We start from the raw sequence: 25,651 nt of genomic DNA on the forward strand, positions 1-25,651 counted from the left end.
GGGCCCGTCAGGAACGGGCGATGCGGGAGAGAGTGTCGAAGTCGGGGCCGGAGGTGGGGATGTCGATGTCGAAGACCTGCGCCATCACCCGGGTCCAGCCGTGCAGGAAGTAGAACCAGCCGTCCACGGCGGTGACGCCGCGATCGGACTGGGCACGGGCCTGGTCGAGGAAGACGAGGTCGCCGCGGTAGTTGAAGTCCCAGGCCGTCGCGCGGTCCGGGAACCGGGCGGCGTCCGTGAGCGGCGAGCCCGGCCGATCCTTGCCGAGACCCGTAGCGTTCACGACCACGGCCTCCGTCGACATCTCCGCCAGGACGGCATCGTTGTCGACAGGCTCGGGGGCGAGGGCGTATCGGGTCGGGATGCGGAAGCCGATGCGGTCGTGGAAGGCGCGCATCTCGTCGAGTCGGCCGGCCCTCCTGTTCGTGACGACGAGCCGCTCCGGCACCCTCGCACCCGCCTGCTGCCGGCGATGCAGGTGCAGCGTCAGGGCGAGCGACGAGCCACCAGCGCCCAGCAGGAGCAGGTCGTCGGGTCCGTCGCCGACGATCTCGTCATAGGCGAGTCCGCTCGTCACGTCGTCCATCGCGTGGCCGAGGAGCCGCCCTCCGCGCTTGGAGATGCTGCTGATCTCGTCGAGCAGCGCCGCCGACTCCCCGATCTCGTCGAAGAGGTCGCGGCTGGCCTTGAACAGGTTGAGCTTGTGAGTCGTCACCAGGGCGCCCAGGGCCGACGGGTCGTCGCGGAGGTACTGCACCACCCGGCGGTAGGTCTCCGGATCCGAGTCGAGAGGCACATCGATCCCCACGATGCGCCGTGGGAGGCCGAGATGAGCCGCCCACTTCGGGAAGACCTGCATGATCGACGACGAGCCGGTCGTGACGCCTACGAAGTAGAACGTGGGGCCGTCGGCCGGTGCTAGTGAGGTGGGCGTGTACACGGTGGCGCTCATCGGGCGGCCTCCTCGAAGACGATGACCGACTTCATGCCCTGCCCTGATCGGGAGGCCTCCATCGCCTGGGAGATGTCGTCGATGGCGAATCGGGAGGTGATGATCGGGGACAGATCGATCCCGCCGTCGGCCACGATGTCGATCACGTCGCCGTAGTCGGCCACGCTCGAGCCCGTGGTGCCTGTGAGGATCTGCTCCCGGTAGTGCAGCGAGTTCACGTCGATCTGGGGGCGGGCCTGGTCGCCGAGCCCGGAGAAGACGTTGATCCTGCCGAGCCGACCGGCCATATCTGTGGCGGAAGCGATCACCTCCGACTTGGAGACGCAGGTGATCACCACGTCCGCTCCCCGCCCTCCGGTCAGCCGCATCACCTCGTCGAGCAGGTCGGTCTCGGAGACGTTGATGAGCTCGTCTGCCCCCATCCGCCCGGCGATGTCGAGCCGGGGCTGGCGCGTGTTGGCCACGATCACCTGCCGGGCACCCGCCCGCTTCGCCAGCGCCGTGTGCAGGCAGCCGATGGGCCCGGCCCCGATGATGAGCACGGAGTCGGCGGCCGAGACGCCGATCGCGCGCTGACCGTGCAGGCAGCACGACATCGGCTCGAGGATCGCCGCGACCTCATCGGTCAGCGCGTCGGGCACGTGGAAGACGTTCCCTCGCTCGAGGGCGATCGCCGGCACGAGCAGATACTCGGCGAAGCCGCCGTCGATGGTGATGCCGAACGCTTCGTAGTCGGGGCAGAGCTGATTGAGCCCGCGGGCGCACATCGCGCAGCGCCCGCAGCCGATGTTCGGCGCCACGCTGATGCGGTCGCCCACCACGAGGCCGACGACGTCGACACCGGCCTCGACGACCTCACCGGTCAGCTCGTGACCGAGCACGCGCGATGTCCCCTCGGGGATGCGGAAATGGCCGTGCTTCGTGATGCGCAGGTCGGTTCCGCATACGCTCGCCGCCCGCACCTTCACGAGCAGATCACCGGGGCCCGGCACAGGAACGGGCACGTCAGTGACCTCGACGACGCCGGGCCGGCGGAAGACGGCCGCCCTCATCGGGGGCTCCCCACCGGGGCTGCGAGACCGGCGTCTGCGGCGAGAGCGGCCGACAGCGACGACGACAGGGCCGACTCCCGTTCTGCGGCGGCCTCGTGGGAGACCGCGAAGACGGTCTTGTTGGACCAGCCCGCGCGGTCGGCGAGGCGCGCGAACACCATGGGGGCATCCTCCAGAGACTCCACGTGGCTGACCAGATCGTCGACCGAGAGCGTGCGACCGAGGCACGCCACGACCATCTCCCAGTCGTTCGAGGTGCGGGGTGTGATCACGGCGTTCCAGGTGCCACGCAGAACGAGCTCCCGGCGGAGGATCCGGGAGACGGTCTCCTTGGGCAGCTCCACATCGGTGCTCAGGTCCCCGAGCAGGATGACCTGACCTCGCGGCGCTGCAGCATGCACCGCCTGCAGGAGGGTTGCACCCAGACCGCTCGCTTCGACGGTGATGTCGACTCCCCTGCCACCGGTCGCTGCTCGGGCCAGCTCGTCGCTCGTAGCCTGACCGGCGTCGAGCGTCTCGAAACCCAGATGCTCCGCGACGGCTCGCTTGCGCTCGTCGATGTCGGAGACGAGCACGCGCACGACACCCAGGATGCGCAACCATTGCGCGGCGAACAGTCCGATCGGACCTGCGCCGATGACGAGGGCCGAGGCATTGGTGCCGATCTCGGCCTTCCGCACGGCGTGCAGGGCCACCCCGGCCGGTTCCACCATCGCACCGGCGATGAGCGACGTGCCTTCGGGCAGCTTGATGAGGTTGCGCTCGGGAACCCGCAACCGCTCCTCGAGCCCACCGTCGCGGCGGGAGCCGAAGTAGTCGTAGTTCTCGGCGAGGGTGAACTCACCGATCTCGGTCATCGGATCGGCCGGGTCGGGGACGCAGGGGAATATCGCCACGCGATCGCCTGCTCGCAGCGCGCCGCTCGGTGAATCCTCCTCGAGCGTGCCCGACATCTCGTGCCCGAGCACCAACGGGAATCCGTACCCCTTCCCGACCCCGAACCGAAGCACGTCCGAACCGCACACACCCACCGCGCCGATTCGCACGAGCACCGAGTCGATACCGACCGGCTCAGGCTCGGGCACGTCGGTGACGACGAGGTCGCGCACCCCTCGCAGAACCGCAGCTCTCATCGCTCAGACCTCCATGCCGTACCGGAGCACCTTGTGGGTGGGGTACAGGGAGAACGTGGGGATCGTGACGTCCGGGGTCCGGGTCGCGATGTAGAGAGCGGCCTCGGCGACGTTCGAGACGTCGATGCAGGTGGCGGAGAGCCCCTCCGCGATCTCCTTCTCATCGAGCCAGCCGTCGGTGTATGCCGGCAGATCGCCGTCGTACAGCCCTTTGTCGATGATCTCGGTCATCGGGGTCCGCACATGTGAAGGGTTGAGCACCGTCACGCCGATGTTCTTCTCCATGCCCTCGATCAGGATGTTCTTGGAGAGGCCGAGCATGCCGTGCTTGGATGCGCGATACGGGCTGTGGCCGGGCCCGGAGGCGACCTTCGTCGAAGACGACCCCATGTTGATGATGCGGCCACCCCAGGACTGCTGCTCCATCACGAGGAAGGCCTCGCGACAGCACAGGAACACGCCCGTGAGGTTCGGCTCGATCGTCTTGTACCACTCCTCCAACGTGACCTGGGTGATGGGAGGCGCGAGGGAGTCCCGGCCCGCACTGTTCACCACGAGGTCGATACGACCCCAGCGCGCGACGGTCTCCGCGAAGAAGGCTCGCACCTGCTCTTCGTCGACGACGGTAGCCGTGATCGCCAGGATGTCGCCGCCACGCTCGGTGATGTCGGCGGCCACCTCATCCAGGCGTGGGGTGTCGATGTCGATCATCGCGACCTTCGCTCCGTTGGCGGCGTAGATGCGCGCCACGGCCTCGCCGATGCCGGAGGCGGCTCCGGTGATGAGGGCCACTCTGCCCTCGAGTGCGGTGCCGGGTGTCGGCAGGTAGTCAGGCACCATGATGGTGCTCCTTTCCAGCTGTTCCAGCTGTCTCTCTGATGGTTCGGACCTCGTCTGCGGCTGCTTCCGCACGGCGGGTGATCTCGGTGAAGTCCCCCGCCTCGAGCAGAGCGCGCGGAGCGATCCAGGTCCCGCCGCACGCCAGAACGGCGGGACGGGCGAGGTAGCGGGGCAGGTCGGCGGCGGTGATGCCGCCCGTGGGCATGAAACGCGCGTGCGGATAGGGACCGGCCAGGGCATCGATCAACGCGACGCCCCCGATCACCTCAGCCGGGAAGAGCTTCACGACCTCGGCTCCCAGACGGAGCGCGCCGTCGAGTTCGGACGCCGTGGCGGCTCCCGGGATGAATTCCAATCCTCGTTCCCGAGCGCGAGCGAGGACCGATTCGCTGGTGCCCGGCGCCACCCCGAAGTGCGCGCCGGCGTCAGCGGCCGCGTCGACGTCCTCCGGACGGAGAAGGGTTCCGGCTCCCACCACGAACCCGGGGCGCAGTTCCCTGACGCGAGCGATGGCCGCTGCCGCCGCGGGCGACCGGAACGTCACCTCCATGCCGGTGAGACCGCCTTCGAGGAGGGCATCGGCGAGCCTCAGCCCCTCGTCGGCGGAGGCGACGACGACCACCGGCACGATGCCCTCGTCGCGGAGGTGTGCAGTGACGGTGCGCTCGCTCAGGGGGGAGACGGCGCTCATGACGCCCTCTCCAGCCCGAGCTTCTCCGGCGTGGTGGCGCCGACCATCATCGCCACGGCGTCGGCCATGTCGACCTGTGAGGTCTCCACGAGCGCGATCCGGCGGCCGAGCCTCTGGATGTGCACGCGATCGGCGACCTCGAAGATCTGCGGCATGTTGTGGCTGATCAGGATGACGGGGATGCCTCGCGAGTTGATGTCTTTGATGAGCTTCACGACGCGTCCCGACTCCTTCACGCCGAGCGCCGCGGTGGGCTCGTCGAGGATGACGACCTTCGAGCCGAAGGCCGCGGCTCGCGCCACGGCGACACCCTGGCGCTGTCCTCCCGAGAGCGTCTCGACGGACTGGCCGACGTTCTGGAGGGTCTGAAGCCCCAGCTCGGCCATGGCGCCGAGCGCCTCCTGTCGCATCCGCTTCTTGTCGAGCATCCGGAACACGCTGCCGGCGATGCCTGCTCGGCGCAGTTCGCGGCCCAGGAAGATGTTCGTCGCAACGTCGAGCGCCGGTGACACGGCGAGGCTCTGGAAGACGGTCTCGATGCCGAGGCGACGGGCCTCGACCGGCGACTTCAACGCGGTCGGCTCTCCGCCCACGAGCAGTTCACCCCCGTCGGGCTGCACGGCTCCGCTGAGGCACTGGATGAGAGAGGACTTGCCCGCACCGTTGTCGCCGATCACGGCGAGCACCTCGCCCTGCCTGATCTCGAAGTCGGTCTCGTCGAGGGCGACGACGTGGCCGTAGCGCTTCACCAGTCTGCGGCCCTCGAGCACGAGCTCGTGCGAGCGGGGAACGGAAGGAGCAGTCGATTCTGTGGTCATGTCAGCGTCCGATCTTGCGCAGGCGCTGGTCGACGGCGACCGCGCCGATGATGAGGATTCCGATGGTGAACTCCTGCCAGAGGTTGTCGAAGCCGGCCAGCGACAGGCCGCTCGAGAAGACGCCGACGATCACGGCACCGAGGAGCGTGCCCATGATGCGGCCGCGACCGCCGAACAGGCTCGTGCCGCCGATCACGACGGCTGTGATGGAGGCGAGGTTGTAGGAGGCGCCCGCCGTGGGCGAGATGGAGCCGATGCGACCGATCAGGAGCCACGCGGTGACGCCGATGATGAGGCCGGCGACGATGTACACGGACATCAGCACGCGGTTGACCCGGATGCCGGACAAGCGGGCGGCCTCGAGATTGTCGCCGACGGCGTAGATGTGCGTGCCCCAGGCGGTGCTGCGCAGGATGTAGGCGAAGAGCACGAACATCAGGATCGTGAGCACCTGACCGTAGGTGAACGTCGTGCCGAAGACCTGGAAGCCTGTGCCGAGCCAGGTCAGCAGGGCCGGCACCTCGGCGTACGGAACGCTCTCGCCGTCGGAGATGAAGATGTTCAGCGCGTAGAAGATGCTGAGGGTGCCGAGGGTGGCGATGAACGGCGGGATGTTCAGCTTCGTGACGATCAACCCGTTGATGGCACCGCAGATCACGCCTACGAGGACACCCAGCAGCAGAGCGAACTCGACCGGGAGACCCAGGGTCACCGCGAGCTTGCCCATCACCACCTGGGCGAGAAGCATCACGGCGGCCACGGAGAGGTCGATGCCGGCGGTCAGGATGATGAGAGTCTGGGCGATGCCGAGCAGCGCGATCACCTGCACCTGCTGAAGGATGAGGGAGAAGTTCTGCAGGGTGCCGAAGTTCGGAGAGACGATCGAGAAGACGATCAGAGCGATGACGAGCACCGCCAGGGGCCCGATCAGGGGCCTGGACAGCATCCGCCGCTCCACCCATTGCAGCGGGGAGAGACGGGCGCCGCCATCGATCTCGACGAGGCCTCTCGGCGCCTTGGGGGCGGGGAGGCTCGTGCGCTCGCCGTCGGGGAGGTCGGTCGCACTTCTGTTCACGGCCCTCAGCCCCAGCACTGCTCGAGGCCGAAGGCGGTGTCCTCCGACTCGACGCCGTCCTGCGGCTGATCGGTGACGAGCGTGACTCCCGTGTTGGTGAAGTCGAGGCCGTCGCTGTTCGCCGGCTTCGATCCGTCATCGAGGTACGCCTTGACCGCCTGCAGCGCCTGCTTCGACATCTCGAGCGGGAACTGCATCGACGTCGCCGCGATGATGCCCTCCTGCACGTTCATGACCCCGGGGCATCCGCCGTCGACCGAGACGATCGTGATCTGACCCTCGAGGCCCGCAGCCGTCACGGCCTGGTAGGCGCCGGCCGCCGTCGGCTCGTTGATCGTGTAGACGAGGTTGATGGTCGGGTCCTTCTGGAGCAGCTTCTCCATGCCCGTGCGGCCACCGGCCTCGTTGGCGTCGGTGACCTCGTGCCCGATCAGGCGCGGGTCGCTCTCATCCCACATCTTGGTGGGGTCGCCCGTGTCGATGCCGAAGCCCTCGAGGAAGCCCTGGTTGCGGGCGACGTCGACGGGGATCTGGTCGGTGCTGAGGTCGAGGGTGGCGATGCGGGGCTCGGTGTCGCCGAGTGCGGCCTTCGCCCACTCCCCCACCAGCTGACCGGCGAGCTGGTTGTCGGTGGCGAAGGTCCCGTCGATCCCCGATTCGGAACCGAGGGGGGAATCCATCGCGAACACGACGATGCCCGCAGCCTGCGCCTTCTTGACGGCCGGGATGATGCCGTCACCGGCCGGGGTGACGAGGATCGCCTTCGCCCCTTGGGCCGTGAAGTTCTCGATGGCCTTGATCTGGGAGTCGACGTCGCTCTGCCCGTCGCCGGAGGCGACCTGCAGGTTGAAGCCGAGGTTCTTCGCCTCGTCCTCGGCGCCTTCCGTCATCTTGACGTAGAAGGGGTTGTCCTGCGTCTTGATGACGAGACCGACAAGGGGTTCGCCGTTCGATGATGCCTGGGTGCCACAGCCGCTGAGGCCGAGGAGCACCATTGCTCCTGCGGCGGTCGCAGCCACGATGCTGCGAGTTCGTGCGTGCATGATTTCCTCTCGGGGATGGAAAATGATTACCGGTGAGATCACCATAGAGGAAATTTCTTCTTTTTCAAGACCTGGATAGGGTTTTTTCCGATCCCTCCGTCTCCTGTGCGGAAGTGGATGGCCTCTGGCAGGCGCGTGAGCCGCGGCCTGCGCGGAGAGGGTCCTGCCCGCGATCGAGCGGGAGGCCCCTGATGAGCGGCCGCAGGATGCGCGCGGCACTCCAGCGCCTGCCGCCGGTCGGCACCGACTCGTCAGGGCCGCCCGGAGCGGGCCTCCTGGCCTCGGGAGTTCTCGGCGCGAACATCCGCGCCATCCAAGCCGCTCTCTGACACCCGCCTCGGGACGAGGTCAGTCGCCGCCGCCACCGCCTCCACCGTCGCCGCCACCGGACGAGCCACCGCCGTCGGACGAGCCACCGCCGTCGAAGCCGCCACCGTCAGAGCCGCCCCCGTCGAAACCGCCGCCATTGCCACCATCATCGTTACCGCCGCCGCCGTTGCCGTCGTGGTCGTGGCGGCTGCCGCCAGTCGAGTCCCCGCTGACGAACACGGCCGCCGATCCGCCGTCAGCAGCATCCCGGCCACTCGAACCGCGCCCGCGCCCGCGCATCGAGAGCGCCACCAGGATCACCACCACGATGACGGCCACCACCACGAGCACCACGATCAGCCACGACTCCACGGTCGCCTCCCTCCGGGCACCGGTCCACCCCGCGCCTCCCCCTCAGCGAACCGCACTCCGGGCGCCGCGACAAGTGCGGCGTGGGGTCGGCGCGATGCCGGACGGCCCACGAGGTCGAAGGGCGATCAGCGCCGGTTCTGCTCCAGCCAGGCGGCGAAAGGATCGGTCGACGCCCCTGGGCCGTCATCCATGTCGACCAGGTCGCCGACGATCTCGCATGCCCGCTCCGGGATCGACACCTCGAACGTGTGGCGGACAAAGGCCTGGAACGAACGGGGCGGCGTGAACCGTCTCACGTCCGGATCCTCATCGTCGCCGTTCCGCTCGGCTGCTGACGCCTCCGCGGGTGTCAATTCATAGTTCTCAGGCCAGCACAGTTCCTCGTAACCGATCGCCATCAGCCGAAGGAGATCCACGGGGTTCTCGACCAGGATCCCGATCGCCGTCGAACCCGAACCCGATCCGAGATGAACGATCCTCTGCACCCCGCCGGGATCGAGCCACAACGCGGCGTGCGAGCCGTCGCCGCCGGTGCGCACGACGACCGCGATCTCGTCATCGACGTCCTCGTTGCCCAGCCAGAACTTCATGAAGTCCGGCTCGGCCGGATGAAACCCGACCTCGCTCGACGCGTCGTCGGAGACCCGGTGCACGCCCGCGAGCGGTCCACCGTGGAGCTCGGCGACATGGCCCTGCGCTTGCAGCCAGTCGAAGGTCGTGACCCACTCGGGCGGCAGGACGAGCCTCGCAGGAAGAGAGTCTCGAACCGCGGTGGTGAACGCAGAGGTCATACGGCCCAGATTACGTTCCGAAGCCTGGGGCGTGCTGCCTCAGGCCGGCTCAGGCGAGCGCGATCGACAGGCGGGTGATCGCGCTCGAGGTGGTGCCGTCGTCGATGACGGTGGCGCCAGGGGCGAACAGCGCGAGGAGCGCGTCGCCGTCGTGGGCGTTGGTGGCCGCGACGAAGCGCTGCACGGGCGTCGTGGTGGGCCTAGTCGGGAACATCCGGCCAGGCGAAGTCGAGGCCCGAGCGGAGCCTCAACGCGCGGTGGCCCGGACCGCGTCGAGGATGAGGTCGGCGACGGCGTCGGGCTCCGACACCGTCACGGCGTGCGAGGCGTCGATCTCGACGGCGTGCGCGGAGGCGCGCTCGGCCATGAAGCGCTGCGACTCGGCGGGCACGGCGAGGTCCTGACGCGTGATGAGGGTCCACGAGGGGATGGCCTTCCACCCGGCCCGGCTCGCGGCATCCTCGAGTGCTGCGGCGGCGATCGGACGCTGGGTGGCTGCCATCAGGGATGCCTCGGCCTCCGGAACGTCGGCGGCGAAGACCTCGCGGAACTTCTCCTGCACGATGTAGAGGTCGTCACCGCTCTGGCCGCCCACGGCGCAGGGAACGGGAGTGAGCGCCGGGCCGAGCTCGCCGCCCGGGAACCTGCCGGCGAGCTCACCCGTGCTCTCCCCCGGCTCCAGGATGAAGCTCGCGACGAACACGAGAGCTCGCACGTCGGCGGCACCCTCGGTGGCCTCGCTCGCCACAGAGCCGCCGTAGGAGTGACCGGCGACCACGACGGGGCCGTCGATGCCGTCGATGACGGAGCGCAGGTACTCGGCATCCGGGGCGAGGCCGCGGAGCGGGTTGGCGATCGCGAGCACCGGCAACCTCTCGCTCTGCAGTCGGCGCGCGACGCCGTTCCAGCTGGCGGACTCGGCGAAGGCACCGTGCACGAGCACGACGGTGGGGCGGTGACGCAGCCCGGCAAGTCGACGGTCGTCAGCCTGATCAACGATCAGAAGGTGCGCGACGCCCGGGACGTCGTCGCCGCCATGCACCGGCTGGCCGTCCTCGAATCCGTCGGTTCCCTGACGGAGGAGGATCTCGACCGCATGCGCTCCGCGAACCGTGACTTCGCCGCCGCCATCGACGCCGGTGACGTCGACGCGGCGCTCGACGCCGACGACGCCCTGCACGCCGTGCCCGTGACGGCTCTCGGCAACCAGGCGGTCGCCGCCGTGCTCAACCAATTCGGCCCCGTGGTCCGTCGCGCCGAGCGCTTGCGCTTCACCTCGAGTGGCGAGGCCTCGGTCACGGCCCACGACGGCCTCATCGCCCTCTGTGCAGCGGGCGACGCGGAGGCGGCAGCGGCGGTCGCCTTCGAGACCTGGCACAGCCTCCCGCTGCAGCCGGAGCGTCCAGAGGTCTAGAGTCGGCTTGCCGGAGGGAGGCGCCGTGAGCGAGACGCACGAGGATGCCCCGCAGAAGCGGTCGCCGAACGCGGCAGAGCTGGCCGTCTGGCGCACCTACATCGAGACGGCCGAGGAGGTGCGGCGCACCCTCGCGTCGGCGTTCCAGGAGACCTCGGGGATCTCGCCCGGCGACTACTCGGTGATGCTCGCCCTGAGCGAGGCGCCCGGGAGGACCCTCCGTTCCTCCGACGTGGCGACGGTGATGGGCTGGGAGCGCAGCCGTCTCTCGCATCACATCCGGCGCATGGAGGAGCGCGGGCTGGTGCTGCGCGGGCCCGTCGGCGGCGACGCGCGGGGAGCCGCCGTCAGCCTCACGGAGGTGGGCGCGCGCACCTTCCGCAGCTCCTCGGCCGCCCACCTCCGCCTCGTGCGCGAGGTCTTCGTCGACGCCTTCACCCCGGAGCAGCTCGCCACCCTCCACGCCCTGACCACCGCCCTGCGCACCCACCTCGACACCGACGACTGAGGCCCGGCGCGGGAAACACGCCTAGGGTCGTCTCATGGACCCGCAGCGTTACCCCGTGATCTCCGTCGTCTACTCCAGCACCGCCACCTCGCCGTTCAGCGACGCCGATCTCGCCGCCCTGCTCACCGTGAGCCGCCGGAACAACGCCCGGAGCGGTGTCACGGGCATGCTGCTGTATCGCGACGGGCGCTTCCTCCAGCTCCTCGAGGGCCCGTTCCGCCCCGTGCACGACCTGATGGAGCGCATCGCCGACGACACCGGTCACCGCGACGTGCGCGTGCTCATCGACGAGATCGTCGACTCCCGGCAGTTCCCCGACTGGACGATGGGGTTCCAGCCGGTGGCGGTCGCCGAGGAGGCCTCGATCCCCGGCTACCGGAAGACCTTCGACGACCTCGACGACGACGCCCACGACGTCAGCTCCACGACCCCGGCCGTGCGCGCCCTCATCCGCTGGTTCCAGTCGGCCCCCTGAGCACTCGGCTCTCAGGCGGTCAGCGCGATGTACTTCTCCTCGAGGAACTCGAGGATGCCGTCGCTCGATCCCTCGCGGCCGAGACCACTCTGCTTGACGCCGCCGAAGGGAGCCGCCGGGTCGCTCACGACCCCGCGGTTGATCGCGATCATGCCCGCCTCGAGCCGACCCGCCACGGCGATCGCCGAGCGCTCCTCACCGAAGACGTAGGCCATGAGCCCGAACACGGTGTCGTTGGCCATGCGGATGGCCTCGTCGACGTCGTCGTAGACCACCACGGCCGTGACCGGCCCGAAGATCTCGGTGGCGTTGACGGCGGATCCGTGCCGCACGTTCGTGAGGAGCGTCGCGTCGTAGAAGGCACCCTCCGGCGAGCTCTCACCGCCGGTCACGACGACCGCGCCCTCGTCGACCGCCGACCGCACGAGGGCGGCCACCTTGTCGCGCTCCTTCACCGACACGAGGGCCCCCAGCTGGTTCGAGCGATCGAGCCCGGGGCCCACTCGCACCGCCGCGAGCTCCTCCGCCATGCGCGCCACGAAGGCGTCGTGCACAGACGAGTGCACGTAGAAGCGGTTGGCGGCGGTGCACGCCGATCCGCCATTGCGCATCTTCGCGAGCAGCGACTCCCGCACGCTCAGCTCGAGGTCGGCGCCGGGCAGCACGATGACCGGCGCGTTGCCGCCCAGCTCCATCGAGGTGCTCACCACGGTGTCGGCGGAGGCGTGCAGCAGCTCCCGGCCGACCTCGGTCGATCCCGTGAACGAGAGCTTGCGCACCGCCGGATGCGCCAGCATGTCGGCCACGATCGGCCCGGTCGGCACGGGGGTCACGAGGCCCACGACACCGCTCGGGAAGCCGACCCTGTGCAGCACGTCGACCACGTACGCGGCGGTGAGCGGCGTCTCCCGGGCCGGCTTCAGGATGACGGTGCACCCCGCGGCGAGCGCCGGCGCGAGCTTGCGCGTGGCCATCGCGGCCGGGAAGTTCCAGGGCGTGATGAGCAGTGACACCCCGATGGGCTGCCGGTCGACCACGATCCGCTTGTCGCCTCCCGGCGAGAGCCGGTACTCACCCGGGATGCGGACGGCCTCCTCGGCGAACCAGCGGAAGAACTCCTTCGCGTAGTTCGCCTCCCCGATCGCATCCGCGTACGACTTGCCGTTCTCCCGGATCATGATCTCGGCGAACAGCTCGACCTCGTCGGTGAGCACCTCGTAGGCCGCACGCAGCAGTTCGCTGCGGTGCCGGGGCGACGTGGCCGCCCAGCTCGCCTGGGCGGCGGAGGCCGACTCGACGGCGTGCAGGCAGTCCTCGCGGGTCGCGATCGCGAAGTCGGCGATGGTGGAGCCGTCGGAGGGATCGATCACCGGGAACGTGCGCCCGTCGGAGCCCGGTCGCCAGGCGCCGTCGAGGAACAGCTCCGCCCGGAGCGGGAGGGTGGTGGTGGTCATGCGGGAGTCCTTCCCGGCCGCGGTCAGCGGCCGCTGCGGCCGGTGGCCGCGATGAGCGTGCGGTCGCCCGCGTGGGCGGCCTCGAGGATGGTGAGGAGGGTCTGCCGGTCGGAGCCGAGCGGCGAGATGTCGACGAGTCGTCGGGCGCGCAGGGCCAGGTCGGCGATCCGCTCGAGCTGATCGTGCTCGACGCCGATCTCGGCGAGGCTCAGCGGGATGCCGATGGCCCGGCAGAGCGCGGCCACCCGGTCGACGGCGTCCTGCGCCGCGACCCACGGATCCGCCTCGACCCCGCCGAGCGCCTCCCCGATGCGGGCCAGCCGCTCGGGGATGACGGGCACGCAGGCCTGCAGCACGTAAGGGATCATGAGGCCCGTGCCGAGCCCGTGCGGCGTCTTGGTGATGGCGCCGATGGGGTACTGCAGAGCGTGCGAGAGGTGCGTGCCGGTGGGGCCGAACGACATGCCGGCGAGCAGGCTCCCGTAGGCCACCTCGGCGCGGGCCTCGCGGTCCGAGCCGTCGGCCACGGCGCGGGCGAGCGAGGGCGCGATGCGCCGTACGGCCTCGAGGGCGAGCTGGTCGGCGAAGAGGTTCTGCCCCGTGAACACGGGCAGCCGACCACCCCACCCGATGGGCAGCTCGGCCGCCGTGAACGACTCGAGGGCGTGCACGAGCGCGTCGATGCCCGCATAGGCGGTGACCGCGGGCGGCGCTCCGAGCGTGAGCTCCGGATCGACCACCGCGGCCACCGGCACGAGGTGCGGGCTCGAGATGCCGATCTTCATCTCCTGGTCCGGATCCGAGATCACGGCCACGGGCGTGACCTCCGATCCGGTTCCGGCCGTGGTGGGCACGGCCACGATCGGCAGCACGGGGCCGGGCACGTTGTTCTCGCCGTAGTAGTCGGCGAGTGCTCCGCCGTGCGACACGAGCAGTGCGATGAGCTTGGCCGCGTCGAGCGAGCTGCCCCCGCCGTAGGCGAGAACCACATCCGGCGCGAAGGCCCTGGCTGCGGCACCGCTCGCCGTGAGCGAGCCCACGGGCAGCTCGGGCAGCACGTCGGTGTGCACCTCGACGTCAGCACCCTGCGCCCGCACGGCGGCGACGAGTTCGACGAAGTGAGGCGACCCGGCGAGGAACGGGTCGACGACGGCGAAGACCCGCGAGCCGTGCTCGGCGAGCAGTGGCGGGATCTGCGATCGCACGCCGTAGCCCACGTGGATGCGCGGCGGCAGGCGCAGCGTTCCGGTGCCGGCGGCGGCCGCCGCACGGCCGTCACGGAGCACGGTGGAACCGGGTACCCGGCCCGCCCTAGGCACTGAAGCCTCCGTCGACCGGCAGCACGACGCCGCTGATGTGGCTCGCGAGGTCGCTCAGCAGCCACGCGGCCGCCTCCCCCACCTCGGCTCCCGTGCCCGCCTTGCGGAGCGGGGTCGCGGCGATCCGCGCCTCGACCCCGCCCGGGATCGCCCGGCGCGTCTGCTCCAGCATCGGGGTCTCGGTGGGGCCGGGGGCGATGACGTTCACGCGGATGCCGTCGGGCCCGTTGTCGTGCGCCGCCGTGCGGGTGAGCCCGATGACGGCGTGCTTCGTGGCCTGGTAGGCGCCCATGCCCGAGCTGCCGCGGAGCCCGCCGATGCTGCTGACGTTCACGATCGATCCGGAGCCGGCCGCGCGCATCACGCGGAGCTCTTCGCGCAGGCACAGCCACACGCCCTTCACGTTGACCGAGAGGATGCGGTCGAAGTCGTCCTCCGACACCTCGTCGAGGCGGCCGCCCTGGGTGAGGCCCGCGTTGTTGAAGGCGCCGTCCAGCCGGCCGAAGCGCTCGATCGTGGCGTCCACGATCCGCGCCACGTCGGCACCCCGGCTGATGTCGCCGACCGCGTGATCGGCTGTGAAGCCCTCCTCACCGAGCGCATCCGCCACCGCGCGGAGCGGCCCCTCGGTGCGCGCCACGAGCATCACGGATGCCCCGTGCCCGGCGAACACCCGGGCTGCGTCGGCGCCGATCCCGGCGCTCGCGCCCATCACGAGAACGACCTTCCCGTGGAGCATCCCGTGTTCTGGCGTGCCTGTCATGGCGTGTCCTTCCGTGGTTCTTCGTCGTGCACGGTGCGACCCGCGGAGACCGCGGCAGCGGCGGCGGCTCCGAGCAGACTCGCGTCGTTGCTCATCAAGGTGAAACGGTATCCGGCCTCCGCCGAGGCCCGCACGGCTGCCGCGGTGGCTCCCCCGGCGTTGCCGATGGGCACGCCCGCAGCCACGGTGTCGCGCACGGCGGCGGCGATGAGGTCGACGATCTCGGGGTCGGTCTCGGTGCGCCCCTCGCTCGTCGAGAGGTCGGCGGCACCGATGAGCAGGGCGTCGACGCCCTCGACCGCTGCGATCTCCCCCGCCGATCGAGCGGCGGCGGCGCTCTCGATCTGCGCGATGAGCACCACCTCCTCTTGGCCGAAGCGCAGGTACTCCTCGCGCGGCAGCGCGCCCCAGGCCCCGGCGCGGCTCGTGCTCCCCACGCCTCGCGTGCCGCGAGGTGGGAAGCGCACGGCCGCGGCGGCGGCCCGCGCCTGGGCGACGGTGTCGACGTGGGGCAGCATGATGCCCTCGGCACCGGCGTCGAGCACGCGCTGAACCACTCCTCCGTCGAGCGCCGGGATGCGCACGATCGGCGAGACGCCGGCCAGCAGCGCGACCCCGATCTGCTGCGCGGCCGACTCGATGCTCAGCGCGGAGTGCTCGAGGTCGATCACCACGAAGTCGAAGCCCGCGAGCGCCATCAGCTCGACGCTCTCCATGGCGGGCAGCTTGACCCAGGTGCCGAGGGCAGGGCCGCCCGGCCGGGCGAGTGCGGCCTTGAACAGGCTCGTTCGTGCCGCCATCACGGGGCCGGGTAGTCGTCGGCGTTCAGCACCCAGCCCGAGGCCGAGAAGTCCGCACGCGGGGGCGAGAAGATGTCGAGCAGCTGCTGGTGCGCGCCGACCCCCTGGGTGGTGTGCACCGTGGGCGGCGGGATGATGCAGATCGACGGGGTGCCGATCTCCCGGTGCTCGTCCTGGCGCCACTCGGCGGAATCCGGGCCCCACGGGTAGCGGATGTGGTGCACGAACGTGCCCTTCACGCCGAACGAGATCTGCTCGAAGTCGTCGTGGAAGTGCGGGGAGAGCCGGTGCTCGTCGCGCGGCGCCGGCTCCTCGGCCAGGAAGTTGACCATGAGGTTGGTGGTGCGGAAGATGCGGCCGAAGCGGCCCTCGGCGATGGGGGTGTCGGCGAGGCGGTAGACCCGCAGTGCGAAGCCGCCCACGGGATCGGGCCAGGGCTCGAGCGGAGCGGCGCGGAGGTCGGGCTCGGCGTAGGCGGCGGCGTTCAGCGCCGAGCCGGTGAGCTCCTCGTCGAGGGTGGAGAACAGCCGGATGACGGGGCCGTCGGCCAGCACCTCGACGGAGCTGTCGCCCGGCGGCACCACCACGAAGGCCTCCTCGGCCACCTCCACGGAGCCGGTCTCGACGAAGCCGCTCTCGGTGGTGCCGGTCTCGGCGGTGATGCGGAGAGGCGCGCTCTCGGAATGGAGCAGCACCGCGTACTCGTCGGGCTGCCCGGTGCGGGTGAGCATGTCTCCGGCCCTCGCCTCGGAGTACACGACCACGAGATTGGCGGCACGGGCGATCCAGGTGCGGCCGCCGGTGGGAGCGACCTCGCTGGGCTCGAGGTCGTGGAACGCGAGCCACTGCGAGGGCTTCACGGGGGTCGAGGGGTCGACGTCCCTCGCGGGCGCCGACGGCGCCGCGACCAGCGTCGAGCGGATGTCGTCCTTGGCGTACATGGTCATGTCGTGGTGCTTCCTGCCTTCTGGAGTGTGACCTCATCGGAGCCCTTGAGGGCGAGCATGCGCCGGGCGTCGGCGGGGGTGGCGATGGGGCGGCCGAGATCCTCCACGACGGCGCGGATCTTCCGCACCTGCTGCGCGTTGCTCGTGGCGAGCTCGCCCTTGCCGATCCACAGGCTGTCCTCGAGCCCCACCCGCACGTGGCCGCCGAGCCACGCGCTGTGCGTGCCGAACTGCATCTGGCCGCGGCCGGCGGCGAAGGCCGAGAAGTAGTAGTCGTCACCGAAGAGCTTGTCGGCGATCGCCACCATGTGGGTCAGGTTCTCGTGGTGAGCCCCGATGCCGCCGAGGATGCCGAAGACGCCCTGGATGAGGAACGGCGGCTTCACGAGGCCCCGCTCCACGAAGTAGGCGAGCGTGTAGAGGTGCCCGATGTCGTAGCACTCGAACTCGAAGCGCGTGCCGAGGCCCTCGCCGAGCTCTCGGAGGGTGTGCTCGATGCGGTCGAAGGAGTTGATGAACGGATGGGAGTAGGTGTTCCGCACGTACTGCTCCTCCCAGTCGTGCTTCCACTCCATGACCTTGTCGGCGATGCCGGAGTAGACGAAGTTCATCGAGCCCATGTTGAGCGAGGCGAGCTCCGGCGCGAACCGCAGGGCGCCGGCGAGACGCTGGTCCATGGTCATGGCCGACGACCCGCCCGTGGTGATGTTGATGACCGCGTCGGTCTGCTCGAGGATGCGCGGCACGATCTGCTCGTAGAGCTCCGCCTCCCACGCCGGCCGTCCGTCCGGGTGCCTGGCGTGCAGGTGGATGATGGCGGAGCCCGCCTCCACCGCCTCGAGCGCCGACTGAACGACCTGATCGGCGCTGAGCGGAAGGTGCTCGCTCTGTGAGGGCACGTTGACCGATCCGGTGACGGCCGTGCTGATGATGACCTGTTCGGCGCGCTGCATCAGTTGGTCTCCTCGAGTCCGAGCAGGTAGGCGGTGTTGCGGCAGATCATCTGGCGGACGTCCTTCTCCTTGACGCCGTGGTCGAGCAGCTGCTGGATGACGTAGATGTAGCCGTCGACGGGCAGCGGGTTGGTCTTCTGGCCGAGGTCGGAGTCGATCACGGTGCGCTCGGGGCCCACCTTCTCGATCCAGTCGACCAGCTGGGAGATGGGGAAGCCGGGGGCGGGCACGTCGGGGTGGTACATCGACATCTCGTGCTCCACGAAGGCGCCGTAGCCGAGCATCGCCTCCACGTCGCCCTCCGAGGCGTTCACGATGAAGTCGGGGTGGTGCAGCAGCAGCCGGCGCACGCCGTTCTCCTGCGCGGTGGCGAAGAGCGCCTTCATCGACTCGGCGTCGAGGTGGCCGCCCGAGAGCATGATGCCGGCCTCCGCCACGAGCTGAGTCACCCGCACGGTCTCGGCCGAGACGCTGCCGTCGGCGGCCCACACCGACTCCTCCTTCTCCTCGAGGTTCGAGCCGGCGGTCGGGAAGCCGTCGTCGTGGCTGTGCGCACGGATGTGCTGACCGGCCGAGACGGTGGGCCCCCAGACGGCACGGCCGCCCATCTGGATGGCGACGGCGACGGCCGACGGGTTGATGCCGCCGACCTCGGAGTTGAGCGCCACTCCCCCGTAGACCGGAGTCGGGGCATCCTTCAGCTGGTCCTGCATCGCGAGCAGATCCATCACGGTGTTGTGGTGGTGCGACTTGATCAGCAGGGCGCGGAGCCCGATCCGCGCCGCGTCGTAGGAGGCCTCGACGTGGTTGAGCCGGCGCGGAAACGGGCTGGGGCCGGAGTGCACGTGCAGGTCGACGGCGCCGTGCAGCACCTTCAGCAATGCGGGAGAGGGGGCGGGCGTGGGGACGGGTGCGTCGGGTGTGGCGGTCATCCGAGAACCTCCTTGTGTTCGGATTGCGAGCGTTTGGTTCAGAATACGGACGAACGTGCGTCCTGTCTACTCAGTCGCGCGCGATTCGGCGGGCAAAGCTCACTTCGCGTTGTTCAAGATACGAAATTCGGGATTGCATTATGAACAATTGCTTGCTTTACTGATCGACGTACCCGACCAGACCCTCGATGAGGAGGTGAGCCATGACCGATCCCGCACCCGAGGCGAACGCACCGGAGACCGTCGTGCCGATCGCCGACACCGACCGCGGTTCGATCCAGTCGATCGAACGGGCGGCCATGGTGCTCGCCCTGTTCGATCAGAACACCCGCACGCTCTCGCCGACCCTCGTCTCCGAGCGGCTCGGACTCAACCGCAGCACGGCGCACCGCTACCTGCTGTCGCTGCAGTCGTCGGGCTTCCTCAACCCCTCCAACGGCCCCGGCCCTCTCGTCGACCAGCTCTCGGGCCTCGTCTCGAGCCGCCAGCAGATCCTCGCCCTCGCCCCCACGATGCTCCGCCGGCTGTCGGACCGCACGGGGCTCACGGCCGTGCTGAGCTTCCTCGGCCGCTCCGGCGCCGTGGTGGGACACGTGGAGGAGGCGAACGCGGGCACGATCGTGCTCACCGTGCGCGTGGGCACCGTGCTCGAGGTGAAGGCCGCCCAGTCGCGCGTGCTCCTCGCCTTCCAGTCCGACCCCGCCGTGGTCGCGCGGCTGCATGCGGGCCTCGAACCGGAGGAGGCCAGACGGGAGAACGCCGAGCTGGCCCTGGCCAGGCGCGACCGCATCGCGTGGGCCGACCTCGGCCGGGTGGGCCTCGCCTCGGTGGCCGCTCCCGTGTTCGGCAGCCACGAGATCCAGGCCGCGATGGCCGTGCTCGGGACCACGACGATGCTTCCCTCCTCCGCCGAGTCGGAGGACAGAGTGATGATGCTGAGAGAGTCTGCCGAGCAGCTCAGCGCGATGGTGAACGGACAGTCATGACCACGACCACACGACCCCGGCGCGCCCCGCGCCCCAGCTGGCTGCTGCTGATACCGGCACTCGGACTGCTGGCCGCCGTGCTCCTGGTGCCCCTCGGGCAGAGCCTCCTCACGAGCGTCGGAGCCCCGGGCTTCACCCTGGAGCACTACGCGGCGCTCTTCACCGACGGGGTCACCCTCACGGTGCTCGGCCGCACGGTCGCGACGGCGGCGATCGTCACCGCGGTCGCGTTCCTCCTCGGCTACCCCTACGCCTACCTCATGACCCGCGTGGGGCCGCGCCTTCGCGGGGTGCTGCTCGTGATCGTGCTCATCCCGTTCTGGACCTCGGTGATGGCGCGCAACTACGCCTGGATCGTGCTCCTGCAGCGCGGCGGCCCCGTGCAGAGCGTGTTCGAGTTCTTCGGCGCCGACGACATCGCCTTCCAGGGCAGCGTGGTGGGCGTGACCGTGGCCATGAGCCAGGTGCTGCTGCCGTTCATGGTGCTGCCGCTGTTCAGCTCTCTCGGGGGCATCGACCGTCGGCTGCTGCTGGCCGCCCGCGGGCTCGGCTCCTCGCCGCTCGTGGCGTTCTGGAAGATCTACTGGCCGCTCTCCCGCGGCGGCGTGGTCTCGGGCCTCATCCTGGTCTTCACCCTCAGCCTCGGCTTCTACGTGACGCCCGCGCTGCTCGGCTCGCCCCAGCAGTCGCTCATCGCGCAGCTGCTCGCCCAGCGCACCACGCAACTGCTCGACTTCGCCGGCGCGGGCGCCCTGGGCATCCTCGTGCTCGTGATCACCCTCACGCTCGTGGCCTGGGCCAACCGCTTCGGCGGCACCATCTCGGCCATCGGCGCCGCCGCCGCCACCGATCGGAAGGAGCAGCGATGACCGCGCTCGACGAGCACGAGACCGCGAACCCGGCCACTCCGACCCCGGCCCCCCGTCGGCCGAGCCGTCGCGACCGCGGGATCGATCCCATCCCCTGGTGGCTGATCGTCATCGGCGCCGCGGTGGCCCTCTACTTCATCCTCCCCACCCTCATCGTCATCCCGCTGAGCTTCAGCTCGGCCTCGGCGTTCCAGTTCCCGCCGCAGGACTTCTCGCTGCGCTGGTACGAGAACTTCTTCACCGACCCGATCTGGCTCTCCTCACTCGGCAACTCGTTCCTCGTGGCGACGCTCGCGGCGATCATCGCGACGGTCGTGGGCACCGCGGCGGCCGTGGGGCTCGACCGCCTCACCGGGCGGCTCGCGGCGTTCGCGCGCACCCTGCTCATGATCTCGCTCGTCACCCCCGCCATCGTGGTCGCCGTCGCCGTCTACATCGCGTTCCTGCAGTGGCACCTCACCGGCAGCCTCTTCGGCTACGTCATCGCGCACGCCGCGCTCGGGGTGCCGTTCGTGCTGGTCTCGGTCACCGCCGCGCTCGGCGGGTTCGACCCCAAGCTCCTGCGCGCCTCGGCGTCGCTCGGCGCCTCGCCGCTGCGCTCCTTCATCACGGTGACCATGCCCCTGATCAGCCGCGGCGTGCTCACGGGCGCCATCTTCGCCTTCGTCACCTCGTTCGACGAGGTCGTCATCGCCCTGTTCCTCCGCTCGCCCACGTTCCAGACGCTGCCGGTGCAGATGTACAACAGCGTGACGTTCGAGCTCGACCCCACCATCTCCGCCTCGTCGAGTCTCGTCGTCGTCGCGGTGACCATCATCTTCCTGGTGCCGCTGCTCATCGGCAGCCGTCGCACGAAGAAGCGTTAGGAGATCGCCTTGACCATTTCGAGCACGTCACGCGCCGGGAAACCCACGTCCGTGGCCTCCGCGACCAAGCAGGGCACGCAGATCCGCCTCGAGGGCGTGACGAAGGACTACGGTCTCGCCGCTCCCGCCGTCGACGACATCTCGCTCACGATCGAGCCGGGCGAGTTCATGACCCTGCTCGGCCCGAGCGGATCGGGCAAGACCACCACCCTCAACCTCATCGCGGGCTTCGAGACCCTCACCTCGGGCACCATCGCCCTCAACGGCTCCGACGTGGGCTCGCTGCCGCCGCACAAGCGCAACCTCGGCATGCTCTTTCAGAACTACGCCCTGTTCCCGCACATGACGGTGGCCCAGAACGTGGCCTACCCGCTCAAGGAGCGCAAGGTGCCGAAGTCCGAGATCACCCGCCGGGTCGGAGAGGTGCTCAACCTGGTGCAGCTGCCGGATCGCGACGGCAACTACCCCTCCCAGCTCTCCGGCGGTCAGCAGCAGCGCGTGGCCCTGGCCAGGGCGATCGTGTTCAACCCCGCCGCCCTGCTGCTCGACGAGCCGCTCGGTGCTCTCGACCGCAACCTCCGCGCCGCGCTGCAGACGGAGATCCGCCGCATCCACCGCGAGGTCGGCTCCACCTTCGTGTTCGTGACGCACGATCAGGAGGAGGCGATGAACCTCTCCGACCGGATCGCGCTGTTCAACAGCGGCCACATCGAGCAGGTCGGCTCACCCGAGCAGCTCTACCGGGAGCCGGACACGCTCTTCACCGCCCGCTTCCTCGGCGACTCCAACGTGTTCGACCTCGACGGAGCCGCCTCGGCGACGTCGGCCGGCTGGGACGGCCGCACCTGGTCGATCGCACCGGGCACGGTCTCGAGCCACCCCGGCGCCTCTGTGCGAGCGGCGGTCGTGGTGCGGCCCGAAGACGTGCGGGTCGCCCATGATCCGGCCGACGTGCCCTCCGGCAGCAACTCCGTCGGCGCGGTCGTGCGCGACCTCGAGTACATGGGGTCGTACCGCACGGCCCTGCTCGACCTGGGCCGCGTGCGCCAGCTCGGCCGAGCCCGGGTCGACGCCCTCGACTCCACCTTCACCGTCGGCGACCAGGTCACCGCCTGGTGGAAGCCGGAACGCCAGCGGATCGTCGCGGCCTGACCGCGCCGACCACCCTGCACCTCCCCCCATCCCCACCCACCACACCCAGCAACCAGAAGGAAACGACAATGGTGTCCAGATCCAGAACCATCAGCACCGCGCTCAGCCTCGTGGCGGTCGCCGGCCTCCTCGCCGCGTGCTCCTCCACCCCGACCGCCGGTGGCGGCTCCAGCTCCGAGCCGGCCGCCGACGCGGCGACCACCATCACCTTCGTCGGCTACGGCGGAGGCGGTCAGGACGCCCAGATCGAGGCCTGGCAGACCCCCTACACCGAAGCGCACCCGAACGTGACCTTCGTCAACACCTCGCCGCCCGACGTGGCGCAGGTGAAGGCCCAGGTCGACAGCGGATCGGTGCAGTGGGACGTGGTGGCCACGGCCCCCTACGCGGCGCAGCAGAACTGCGACACCCTCTTCGAGCCGCTCGACCTCAGCGCCATCGACCAGACCGACCTGGTGGAGGGCACCGTGGGCGAGTGCTACCTCGGCAACTGGATCAACGCGACCCCGATCGCCTACCGCACCGATGCGTTTCCGGAGGGCGAGGGTCCGAAGACGGTCGAGGACTTCTTCGACACCGAGAAGTTCCCCGGCCAGCGCGGCATCGTGAACAATCTCCAGAACGGCATCCTCGAGTACCCGCTGCTGGCCGACGGCGTCGCGCCCGACGACCTGTACCCGCTCGACGTCGACCGCGCCCTCGAGAAGCTCGGCGAGATCCGCGACGACACCACCTTCGCCCCCAACGTCGGTGCGCTGCAGCAGGCCGTCGAGGCGGGCCAGGTCGACATGTTCCTGCTGCCGGACTCGCGCCTGGTCCCGCTCATGCAGAGCGGGCTCGACATCACCGTCGTGTGGGACGAGACGGTCGCCTCGCTCAATGCCTTCGCCATCCCCAAGGGCGCCCCCAACAAGGATGCCGCGGTCGAGTTCATCTCGAGCGTCGTCGAGCCCGAGCAGGTCGCGAAGATCTCGGAGCTGCTCGGTGTGGCCCCCGTCAACACGGCCGCGAAGCCGGAGCTCGACGAGTTCACCGAGAAGGTCGAGGTCTACGGCCCCGCCAACACCGGAGGCACCGTGCTGCAGGACATCGACTGGTACGCCGAGAACTTCAACGACGTCTCGAACAAGCTCACCACCTGGCTCGCCGGGTGACGAGCGGGTCCGCGCTCGCGCCCGGCCGCCCCAGCACTGTTCTCACCCTGAACTACGATTCAGGCATGGCGAACATCGAAGGCGGCCAGGAGACATCGGGATCCGACATCCAGGCCGTGGCCAGAGTCGGCCAGATCTGCTCGCTGTTCGGCCCGCACACCGCGGAGCTGAGCGCGGCGGAGGTGGCCGAGCGGCTGGGCCTGAACCGCACCACGGCGTACCGCTACTGCGCGTCGCTCGTGGCCGCCGGCATCCTCGAGCGCGGACCCCGCCGCGGCACGTTCGTGCTCGGCGGCCTCATGCTCCAGCTGGGCATCCATGCCCTCAGCCGGAGGCGGGTCACCGAGATCGCACCTCCCCATCTCGCGGAGCTGAGCGCGGCCGTGCGCATGACGGCCGTGCTCAGCCTGTGGGGTGCCCGCGGACCCGTGGTCGCCCTCGTGGAGGACGACCGGAGCCGCACCGCCGTGGTGACCGTGCGAGCGGGCTCGCAGCTCGACGCCACAGCGGCGCAGACCCGGATCTTCCTGGCCCATCTCACCGACGACCGGGCTTTCGAGTGGATGACCGAGGGCGCGACCTCCGCGGAGCGCGCCGAGCTCGAGGCGGCCGTCTACACGGCCAGGCGCTCCGGCTACTGCATCGCCTCCCAGTCCGGCGGCGTCTTCACCGCCGCGGCCCCGGTCTTCGACGAGTTCGGCATCGCGGCCACGATCGGCCTGCTCGGCGCCGACCCGAACGCGGATCTGACCCGCGAATCCCCCATCATCTCGCACCTGCTGACGACGACCGCGGCCCTCACCGCCGAGCTCAGCGGCACCCCGGACGGACGATCCCGTGAGCACCCCGACCTATGACGAGCTCGCCTCGGCCACGCCCCCGTACTCCAGCTGGGAGCACTTCGGCCGGCACGACCAGCTCGGCACCATCAACTTCCTGACCCCCGAGCGGGTCGCCGCCGCCGCCGCGCTCGTGCGCACCGGCCGACGCTTCGGCCTCGACCACCCCGTCACCGCGTTCGAGCCCTACCCCACCGGCACCCGGCATCCGCTCGTGCACACGGTCTTCGCCAACAACGAGTGGCATCGCGACGACCACGTCGACTCCTTCTACCTGCAGGCCTCGTCGCAGATCGACGCGCTGCGGCACATCGGGCACCCGCAGCACGGCTTCTACAACGGCCTCGCTCCGGCCGACAACGACGGGTCGTCGACCACGCTGGGCGTGCACGCCTGGGCCGAGGGCGGCATCGCGGGGCGAGGGGTGCTGCTCGACGTGCCCCGACACTTCGAACGCCTCGGACTCCCCTACGACGCGTCGGCGACGATCCCCATCGACGCCAGGATGCTCGACGAGATCGCCGAGAGCCAGCGGGTCGCGTTCCGGGGTGGCGACATGCTGCTGCTCCGCACCGGATGGGCCGAGCAGTACCTCGCCAAGTCGCCGGCGGAACGCGCGGCCACTCCCTGGCGCCGCTCGCCGGGGCTCGCGCAGCGGGAGGAGATCCTGCGCTGGCTCTGGGACCACGAGATCGCGCTCGTCGCCGCCGACAACCTCGCGGTGGAGGCCGATCCGGTGATCGACAGCGACTTCCGCTCGGCCGCCGATGCTCCTCCGGCCCGCGGGGTCGACCACAGCGGCATGCTGCACCGCCCCCTCATCGCCCTGCTCGGCATGGCCCTCGGCGAGCTCTGGCGCCTCGACGAGCTCGCCGACGCCTGCGACGCCGACGGCGTCTACGACTTCCTCCTCACCTGCAAGCCGCTCAACCTCCCCGGCGGCGTCGGCTCCCCGCCCAACGCGATCGCCATCCGCTGAGCCTCGCCTCCGGCGGGGAGGCGGGGCTCAGCGGACTCGCGGCCTCAGGGGGTGCAGGCGGTGAGGTTCTCGACCGCTACCGAGAGCGAAGCCGGCCCACCGAGGAGGGTGACCTTCGTGGCGCCGAGCTCCTCGATCTGGGCGAGGGTCGCTGCGGGGATGCAG

The 25,651-nt window shown here is 70.0% G+C and carries 30 protein-coding genes; 11 read left to right on the forward strand and 19 right to left on the reverse strand.

Annotated features, from left to right (window positions below):
- Positions 1–7: 7 nt before the first annotated feature.
- The 8 genes from N1028_RS19410 to N1028_RS19445 are packed head-to-tail and all read right to left on the reverse strand — an operon-like array spanning position 8 to position 7,604.
- Positions 8–952, reverse strand: coding sequence for a shikimate dehydrogenase family protein (locus tag N1028_RS19410; RefSeq protein ID WP_259531181.1), 945 nt, complete (start codon positions 950–952; stop codon positions 8–10).
- Positions 949–2,004: a zinc-dependent dehydrogenase gene (locus N1028_RS19415; RefSeq protein ID WP_259531182.1), complete on the reverse strand. Its 1,056-nt coding sequence runs from the start codon at positions 2,002–2,004 to the stop codon at positions 949–951. Before N1028_RS19415 ends, N1028_RS19410 begins: the two co-directional genes overlap by 4 nt.
- A complete protein-coding gene (locus N1028_RS19420; protein ID WP_259531183.1) occupies positions 2,001–3,137 on the reverse strand; it encodes a galactitol-1-phosphate 5-dehydrogenase in 1,137 nt (378 codons plus the stop codon). The genes N1028_RS19415 and N1028_RS19420 overlap by 4 nt, the downstream gene beginning before the upstream one ends.
- Before the next feature lie 3 nt (positions 3,138–3,140).
- On the reverse strand, positions 3,141–3,977 hold the full coding sequence (locus tag N1028_RS19425; protein ID WP_259531184.1) for an SDR family oxidoreductase: 837 nt from the start codon (positions 3,975–3,977) through the stop codon (positions 3,141–3,143).
- Positions 3,967–4,668 carry a bifunctional 4-hydroxy-2-oxoglutarate aldolase/2-dehydro-3-deoxy-phosphogluconate aldolase gene (eda, locus tag N1028_RS19430; protein ID WP_259531185.1) on the reverse strand — a complete coding sequence of 234 codons (702 nt, stop codon included), beginning with the start codon at positions 4,666–4,668 and terminating at the stop codon, positions 3,967–3,969. The genes N1028_RS19425 and eda overlap by 11 nt, the downstream gene beginning before the upstream one ends.
- Entirely contained in the window at positions 4,665–5,486 is an 822-nt protein-coding gene (locus N1028_RS19435; RefSeq protein ID WP_259531186.1) for an ATP-binding cassette domain-containing protein, read from the reverse strand. Before N1028_RS19435 ends, eda begins: the two co-directional genes overlap by 4 nt.
- Before the next feature lies 1 nt (position 5,487).
- Positions 5,488–6,561, reverse strand: coding sequence for an ABC transporter permease (locus N1028_RS19440; RefSeq protein WP_259531187.1), 1,074 nt, complete (start codon positions 6,559–6,561; stop codon positions 5,488–5,490).
- 5 nt (positions 6,562–6,566) lie between these two features.
- Positions 6,567–7,604 (reverse strand): substrate-binding domain-containing protein, encoded by a 1,038-nt coding sequence (locus tag N1028_RS19445; RefSeq protein ID WP_259531188.1) that lies wholly within the window; start codon positions 7,602–7,604, stop codon positions 6,567–6,569.
- Positions 7,605–7,795: 191 nt separating this feature from the next.
- Between N1028_RS19445 and N1028_RS19450 the strand changes: the two genes are divergently transcribed.
- On the forward strand, positions 7,796–7,933 hold the full coding sequence (locus N1028_RS19450) for a hypothetical protein (protein ID WP_259531189.1): 138 nt from the start codon (positions 7,796–7,798) through the stop codon (positions 7,931–7,933).
- Between the two features lie 19 nt (positions 7,934–7,952).
- Here the strand turns inward: N1028_RS19450 and N1028_RS19455 are convergent, their stop codons facing one another.
- The 4 genes from N1028_RS19455 to N1028_RS19470 form a co-directional block, all read right to left on the reverse strand.
- Complete coding sequence (locus tag N1028_RS19455; protein ID WP_259531190.1) at positions 7,953–8,285, reverse strand: hypothetical protein; 333 nt, start codon at positions 8,283–8,285, stop codon at positions 7,953–7,955.
- A gap of 125 nt (positions 8,286–8,410) precedes the next feature.
- Positions 8,411–9,076, reverse strand: a complete 666-nt coding sequence (locus N1028_RS19460; RefSeq protein ID WP_259531191.1) for a hypothetical protein — start codon at positions 9,074–9,076, stop codon at positions 8,411–8,413.
- A gap of 49 nt (positions 9,077–9,125) precedes the next feature.
- The gene (locus tag N1028_RS19465; RefSeq protein ID WP_259531192.1) at positions 9,126–9,290 is read right to left on the reverse strand and encodes a hypothetical protein; all 165 of its coding nucleotides are present in this window, start codon (positions 9,288–9,290) and stop codon (positions 9,126–9,128) included.
- Between the two features lie 33 nt (positions 9,291–9,323).
- On the reverse strand, positions 9,324–10,013 hold the full coding sequence (locus N1028_RS19470; protein WP_259531193.1) for an alpha/beta hydrolase: 690 nt from the start codon (positions 10,011–10,013) through the stop codon (positions 9,324–9,326).
- Here N1028_RS19470 and N1028_RS19475 point away from each other — a divergent pair.
- The 3 genes from N1028_RS19475 to N1028_RS19485 are packed head-to-tail and all read left to right on the forward strand — an operon-like array spanning position 10,008 to position 11,473.
- On the forward strand, positions 10,008–10,490 hold the full coding sequence (locus N1028_RS19475; RefSeq protein WP_259531194.1) for an FCD domain-containing protein: 483 nt from the start codon (positions 10,008–10,010) through the stop codon (positions 10,488–10,490). The two genes, N1028_RS19470 and N1028_RS19475, sit on opposite strands and share 6 nt — an antisense overlap.
- A 25-nt stretch (positions 10,491–10,515) precedes the next feature.
- Entirely contained in the window at positions 10,516–10,998 is a 483-nt protein-coding gene (locus N1028_RS19480; RefSeq protein WP_259531195.1) for a MarR family winged helix-turn-helix transcriptional regulator, read from the forward strand.
- 34 nt (positions 10,999–11,032) lie between these two features.
- A complete protein-coding gene (locus N1028_RS19485; RefSeq protein ID WP_259531196.1) occupies positions 11,033–11,473 on the forward strand; it encodes a BLUF domain-containing protein in 441 nt (146 codons plus the stop codon).
- Positions 11,474–11,484: 11 nt separating this feature from the next.
- Here N1028_RS19485 and N1028_RS19490 read toward each other — a convergent pair whose 3' ends face one another.
- Genes N1028_RS19490 through N1028_RS19520 form a run of 7 tightly spaced genes read right to left on the reverse strand, consistent with a single transcriptional unit; the run spans position 11,485 to position 18,641 of the window.
- Complete coding sequence (locus tag N1028_RS19490; RefSeq protein WP_259531197.1) at positions 11,485–12,927, reverse strand: NAD-dependent succinate-semialdehyde dehydrogenase; 1,443 nt, start codon at positions 12,925–12,927, stop codon at positions 11,485–11,487.
- A gap of 23 nt (positions 12,928–12,950) precedes the next feature.
- Complete coding sequence (locus tag N1028_RS19495) at positions 12,951–14,213, reverse strand: iron-containing alcohol dehydrogenase (RefSeq protein ID WP_259531198.1); 1,263 nt, start codon at positions 14,211–14,213, stop codon at positions 12,951–12,953.
- 25 nt (positions 14,214–14,238) lie between these two features.
- Complete coding sequence (locus tag N1028_RS19500; RefSeq protein WP_259531199.1) at positions 14,239–15,009, reverse strand: SDR family NAD(P)-dependent oxidoreductase; 771 nt, start codon at positions 15,007–15,009, stop codon at positions 14,239–14,241.
- Positions 15,006–15,809 carry an HpcH/HpaI aldolase family protein gene (locus N1028_RS19505; RefSeq protein ID WP_259531200.1) on the reverse strand — a complete coding sequence of 268 codons (804 nt, stop codon included), beginning with the start codon at positions 15,807–15,809 and terminating at the stop codon, positions 15,006–15,008. Before N1028_RS19505 ends, N1028_RS19500 begins: the two co-directional genes overlap by 4 nt.
- Positions 15,809–16,756, reverse strand: a complete 948-nt coding sequence (locus N1028_RS19510; RefSeq protein WP_259531201.1) for a cupin domain-containing protein — start codon at positions 16,754–16,756, stop codon at positions 15,809–15,811. Before N1028_RS19510 ends, N1028_RS19505 begins: the two co-directional genes overlap by 1 nt.
- Complete coding sequence (gene kce / locus N1028_RS19515; RefSeq protein ID WP_259531202.1) at positions 16,753–17,709, reverse strand: 3,5-dioxohexanoate:acetyl-CoA acetone transferase; 957 nt, start codon at positions 17,707–17,709, stop codon at positions 16,753–16,755. Before kce ends, N1028_RS19510 begins: the two co-directional genes overlap by 4 nt.
- A complete protein-coding gene (locus N1028_RS19520) occupies positions 17,709–18,641 on the reverse strand; it encodes a DUF6282 family protein (protein ID WP_259531203.1) in 933 nt (310 codons plus the stop codon). The genes kce and N1028_RS19520 overlap by 1 nt, the downstream gene beginning before the upstream one ends.
- 203 nt (positions 18,642–18,844) lie before the next feature.
- On the opposite strand from N1028_RS19520, the gene N1028_RS19525 reads away from it, so the two are divergent.
- The 7 genes from N1028_RS19525 to N1028_RS19555 all read left to right on the forward strand — a co-directional run bounded on the left by N1028_RS19525 (position 18,845) and on the right by N1028_RS19555 (position 25,486).
- The gene (locus N1028_RS19525) at positions 18,845–19,627 is read left to right on the forward strand and encodes an IclR family transcriptional regulator (RefSeq protein WP_259531204.1); all 783 of its coding nucleotides are present in this window, start codon (positions 18,845–18,847) and stop codon (positions 19,625–19,627) included.
- Positions 19,624–20,496: an ABC transporter permease gene (locus tag N1028_RS19530; RefSeq protein WP_259531205.1), complete on the forward strand. Its 873-nt coding sequence runs from the start codon at positions 19,624–19,626 to the stop codon at positions 20,494–20,496. Before N1028_RS19525 ends, N1028_RS19530 begins: the two co-directional genes overlap by 4 nt.
- Positions 20,493–21,362, forward strand: coding sequence for an ABC transporter permease (locus N1028_RS19535; protein WP_259531206.1), 870 nt, complete (start codon positions 20,493–20,495; stop codon positions 21,360–21,362). The genes N1028_RS19530 and N1028_RS19535 overlap by 4 nt, the downstream gene beginning before the upstream one ends.
- A 9-nt stretch (positions 21,363–21,371) precedes the next feature.
- On the forward strand, positions 21,372–22,514 hold the full coding sequence (locus N1028_RS19540; protein ID WP_259531207.1) for an ABC transporter ATP-binding protein: 1,143 nt from the start codon (positions 21,372–21,374) through the stop codon (positions 22,512–22,514).
- Between the two features lie 68 nt (positions 22,515–22,582).
- Complete coding sequence (locus N1028_RS19545) at positions 22,583–23,668, forward strand: extracellular solute-binding protein (RefSeq protein WP_259531208.1); 1,086 nt, start codon at positions 22,583–22,585, stop codon at positions 23,666–23,668.
- 65 nt (positions 23,669–23,733) lie between these two features.
- A complete protein-coding gene (locus tag N1028_RS19550) occupies positions 23,734–24,525 on the forward strand; it encodes an IclR family transcriptional regulator (protein ID WP_259531209.1) in 792 nt (263 codons plus the stop codon).
- The gene (locus tag N1028_RS19555) at positions 24,506–25,486 is read left to right on the forward strand and encodes a cyclase family protein (RefSeq protein ID WP_259531210.1); all 981 of its coding nucleotides are present in this window, start codon (positions 24,506–24,508) and stop codon (positions 25,484–25,486) included. The genes N1028_RS19550 and N1028_RS19555 overlap by 20 nt, the downstream gene beginning before the upstream one ends.
- Positions 25,487–25,651: the final 165 nt, after the last annotated feature.

It is taken from the genome of Herbiconiux oxytropis, from assembly GCF_024979315.1.
GTDB classification, from domain to species: Bacteria; Actinomycetota; Actinomycetes; order Actinomycetales; family Microbacteriaceae; genus Herbiconiux; species Herbiconiux oxytropis.

Coding starts and splice junctions, on each gene's coding strand:
- N1028_RS19410 (WP_259531181.1), bottom strand. CDS start 952: ATGAGCGCCACCGTGTACACGCCCACCTCACTAGCACCGGCCGACGGC.
- N1028_RS19415 (WP_259531182.1), bottom strand. CDS start 2,004: ATGAGGGCGGCCGTCTTCCGCCGGCCCGGCGTCGTCGAGGTCACTGAC.
- N1028_RS19420 (WP_259531183.1), bottom strand. CDS start 3,137: ATGAGAGCTGCGGTTCTGCGAGGGGTGCGCGACCTCGTCGTCACCGAC.
- N1028_RS19425 (WP_259531184.1), bottom strand. CDS start 3,977: ATGGTGCCTGACTACCTGCCGACACCCGGCACCGCACTCGAGGGCAGA.
- eda (WP_259531185.1), bottom strand. CDS start 4,668: ATGAGCGCCGTCTCCCCCCTGAGCGAGCGCACCGTCACTGCACACCTC.
- N1028_RS19435 (WP_259531186.1), bottom strand. CDS start 5,486: ATGACCACAGAATCGACTGCTCCTTCCGTTCCCCGCTCGCACGAGCTC.
- N1028_RS19445 (WP_259531188.1), bottom strand. CDS start 7,604: ATGCACGCACGAACTCGCAGCATCGTGGCTGCGACCGCCGCAGGAGCA.
- N1028_RS19450 (WP_259531189.1), top strand. CDS start 7,796: ATGAGCGGCCGCAGGATGCGCGCGGCACTCCAGCGCCTGCCGCCGGTC.
- N1028_RS19460 (WP_259531191.1), bottom strand. CDS start 9,076: ATGACCTCTGCGTTCACCACCGCGGTTCGAGACTCTCTTCCTGCGAGG.
- N1028_RS19465 (WP_259531192.1), bottom strand. CDS start 9,290: ATGTTCCCGACTAGGCCCACCACGACGCCCGTGCAGCGCTTCGTCGCG.
- N1028_RS19485 (WP_259531196.1), top strand. CDS start 11,033: ATGGACCCGCAGCGTTACCCCGTGATCTCCGTCGTCTACTCCAGCACC.
- N1028_RS19490 (WP_259531197.1), bottom strand. CDS start 12,927: ATGACCACCACCACCCTCCCGCTCCGGGCGGAGCTGTTCCTCGACGGC.
- N1028_RS19500 (WP_259531199.1), bottom strand. CDS start 15,009: ATGACAGGCACGCCAGAACACGGGATGCTCCACGGGAAGGTCGTTCTC.
- N1028_RS19505 (WP_259531200.1), bottom strand. CDS start 15,809: ATGGCGGCACGAACGAGCCTGTTCAAGGCCGCACTCGCCCGGCCGGGC.
- N1028_RS19510 (WP_259531201.1), bottom strand. CDS start 16,756: ATGACCATGTACGCCAAGGACGACATCCGCTCGACGCTGGTCGCGGCG.
- kce (WP_259531202.1), bottom strand. CDS start 17,709: ATGCAGCGCGCCGAACAGGTCATCATCAGCACGGCCGTCACCGGATCG.
- N1028_RS19520 (WP_259531203.1), bottom strand. CDS start 18,641: ATGACCGCCACACCCGACGCACCCGTCCCCACGCCCGCCCCCTCTCCC.
- N1028_RS19525 (WP_259531204.1), top strand. CDS start 18,845: ATGACCGATCCCGCACCCGAGGCGAACGCACCGGAGACCGTCGTGCCG.
- N1028_RS19530 (WP_259531205.1), top strand. CDS start 19,624: ATGACCACGACCACACGACCCCGGCGCGCCCCGCGCCCCAGCTGGCTG.
- N1028_RS19535 (WP_259531206.1), top strand. CDS start 20,493: ATGACCGCGCTCGACGAGCACGAGACCGCGAACCCGGCCACTCCGACC.
- N1028_RS19545 (WP_259531208.1), top strand. CDS start 22,583: ATGGTGTCCAGATCCAGAACCATCAGCACCGCGCTCAGCCTCGTGGCG.
- N1028_RS19550 (WP_259531209.1), top strand. CDS start 23,734: ATGGCGAACATCGAAGGCGGCCAGGAGACATCGGGATCCGACATCCAG.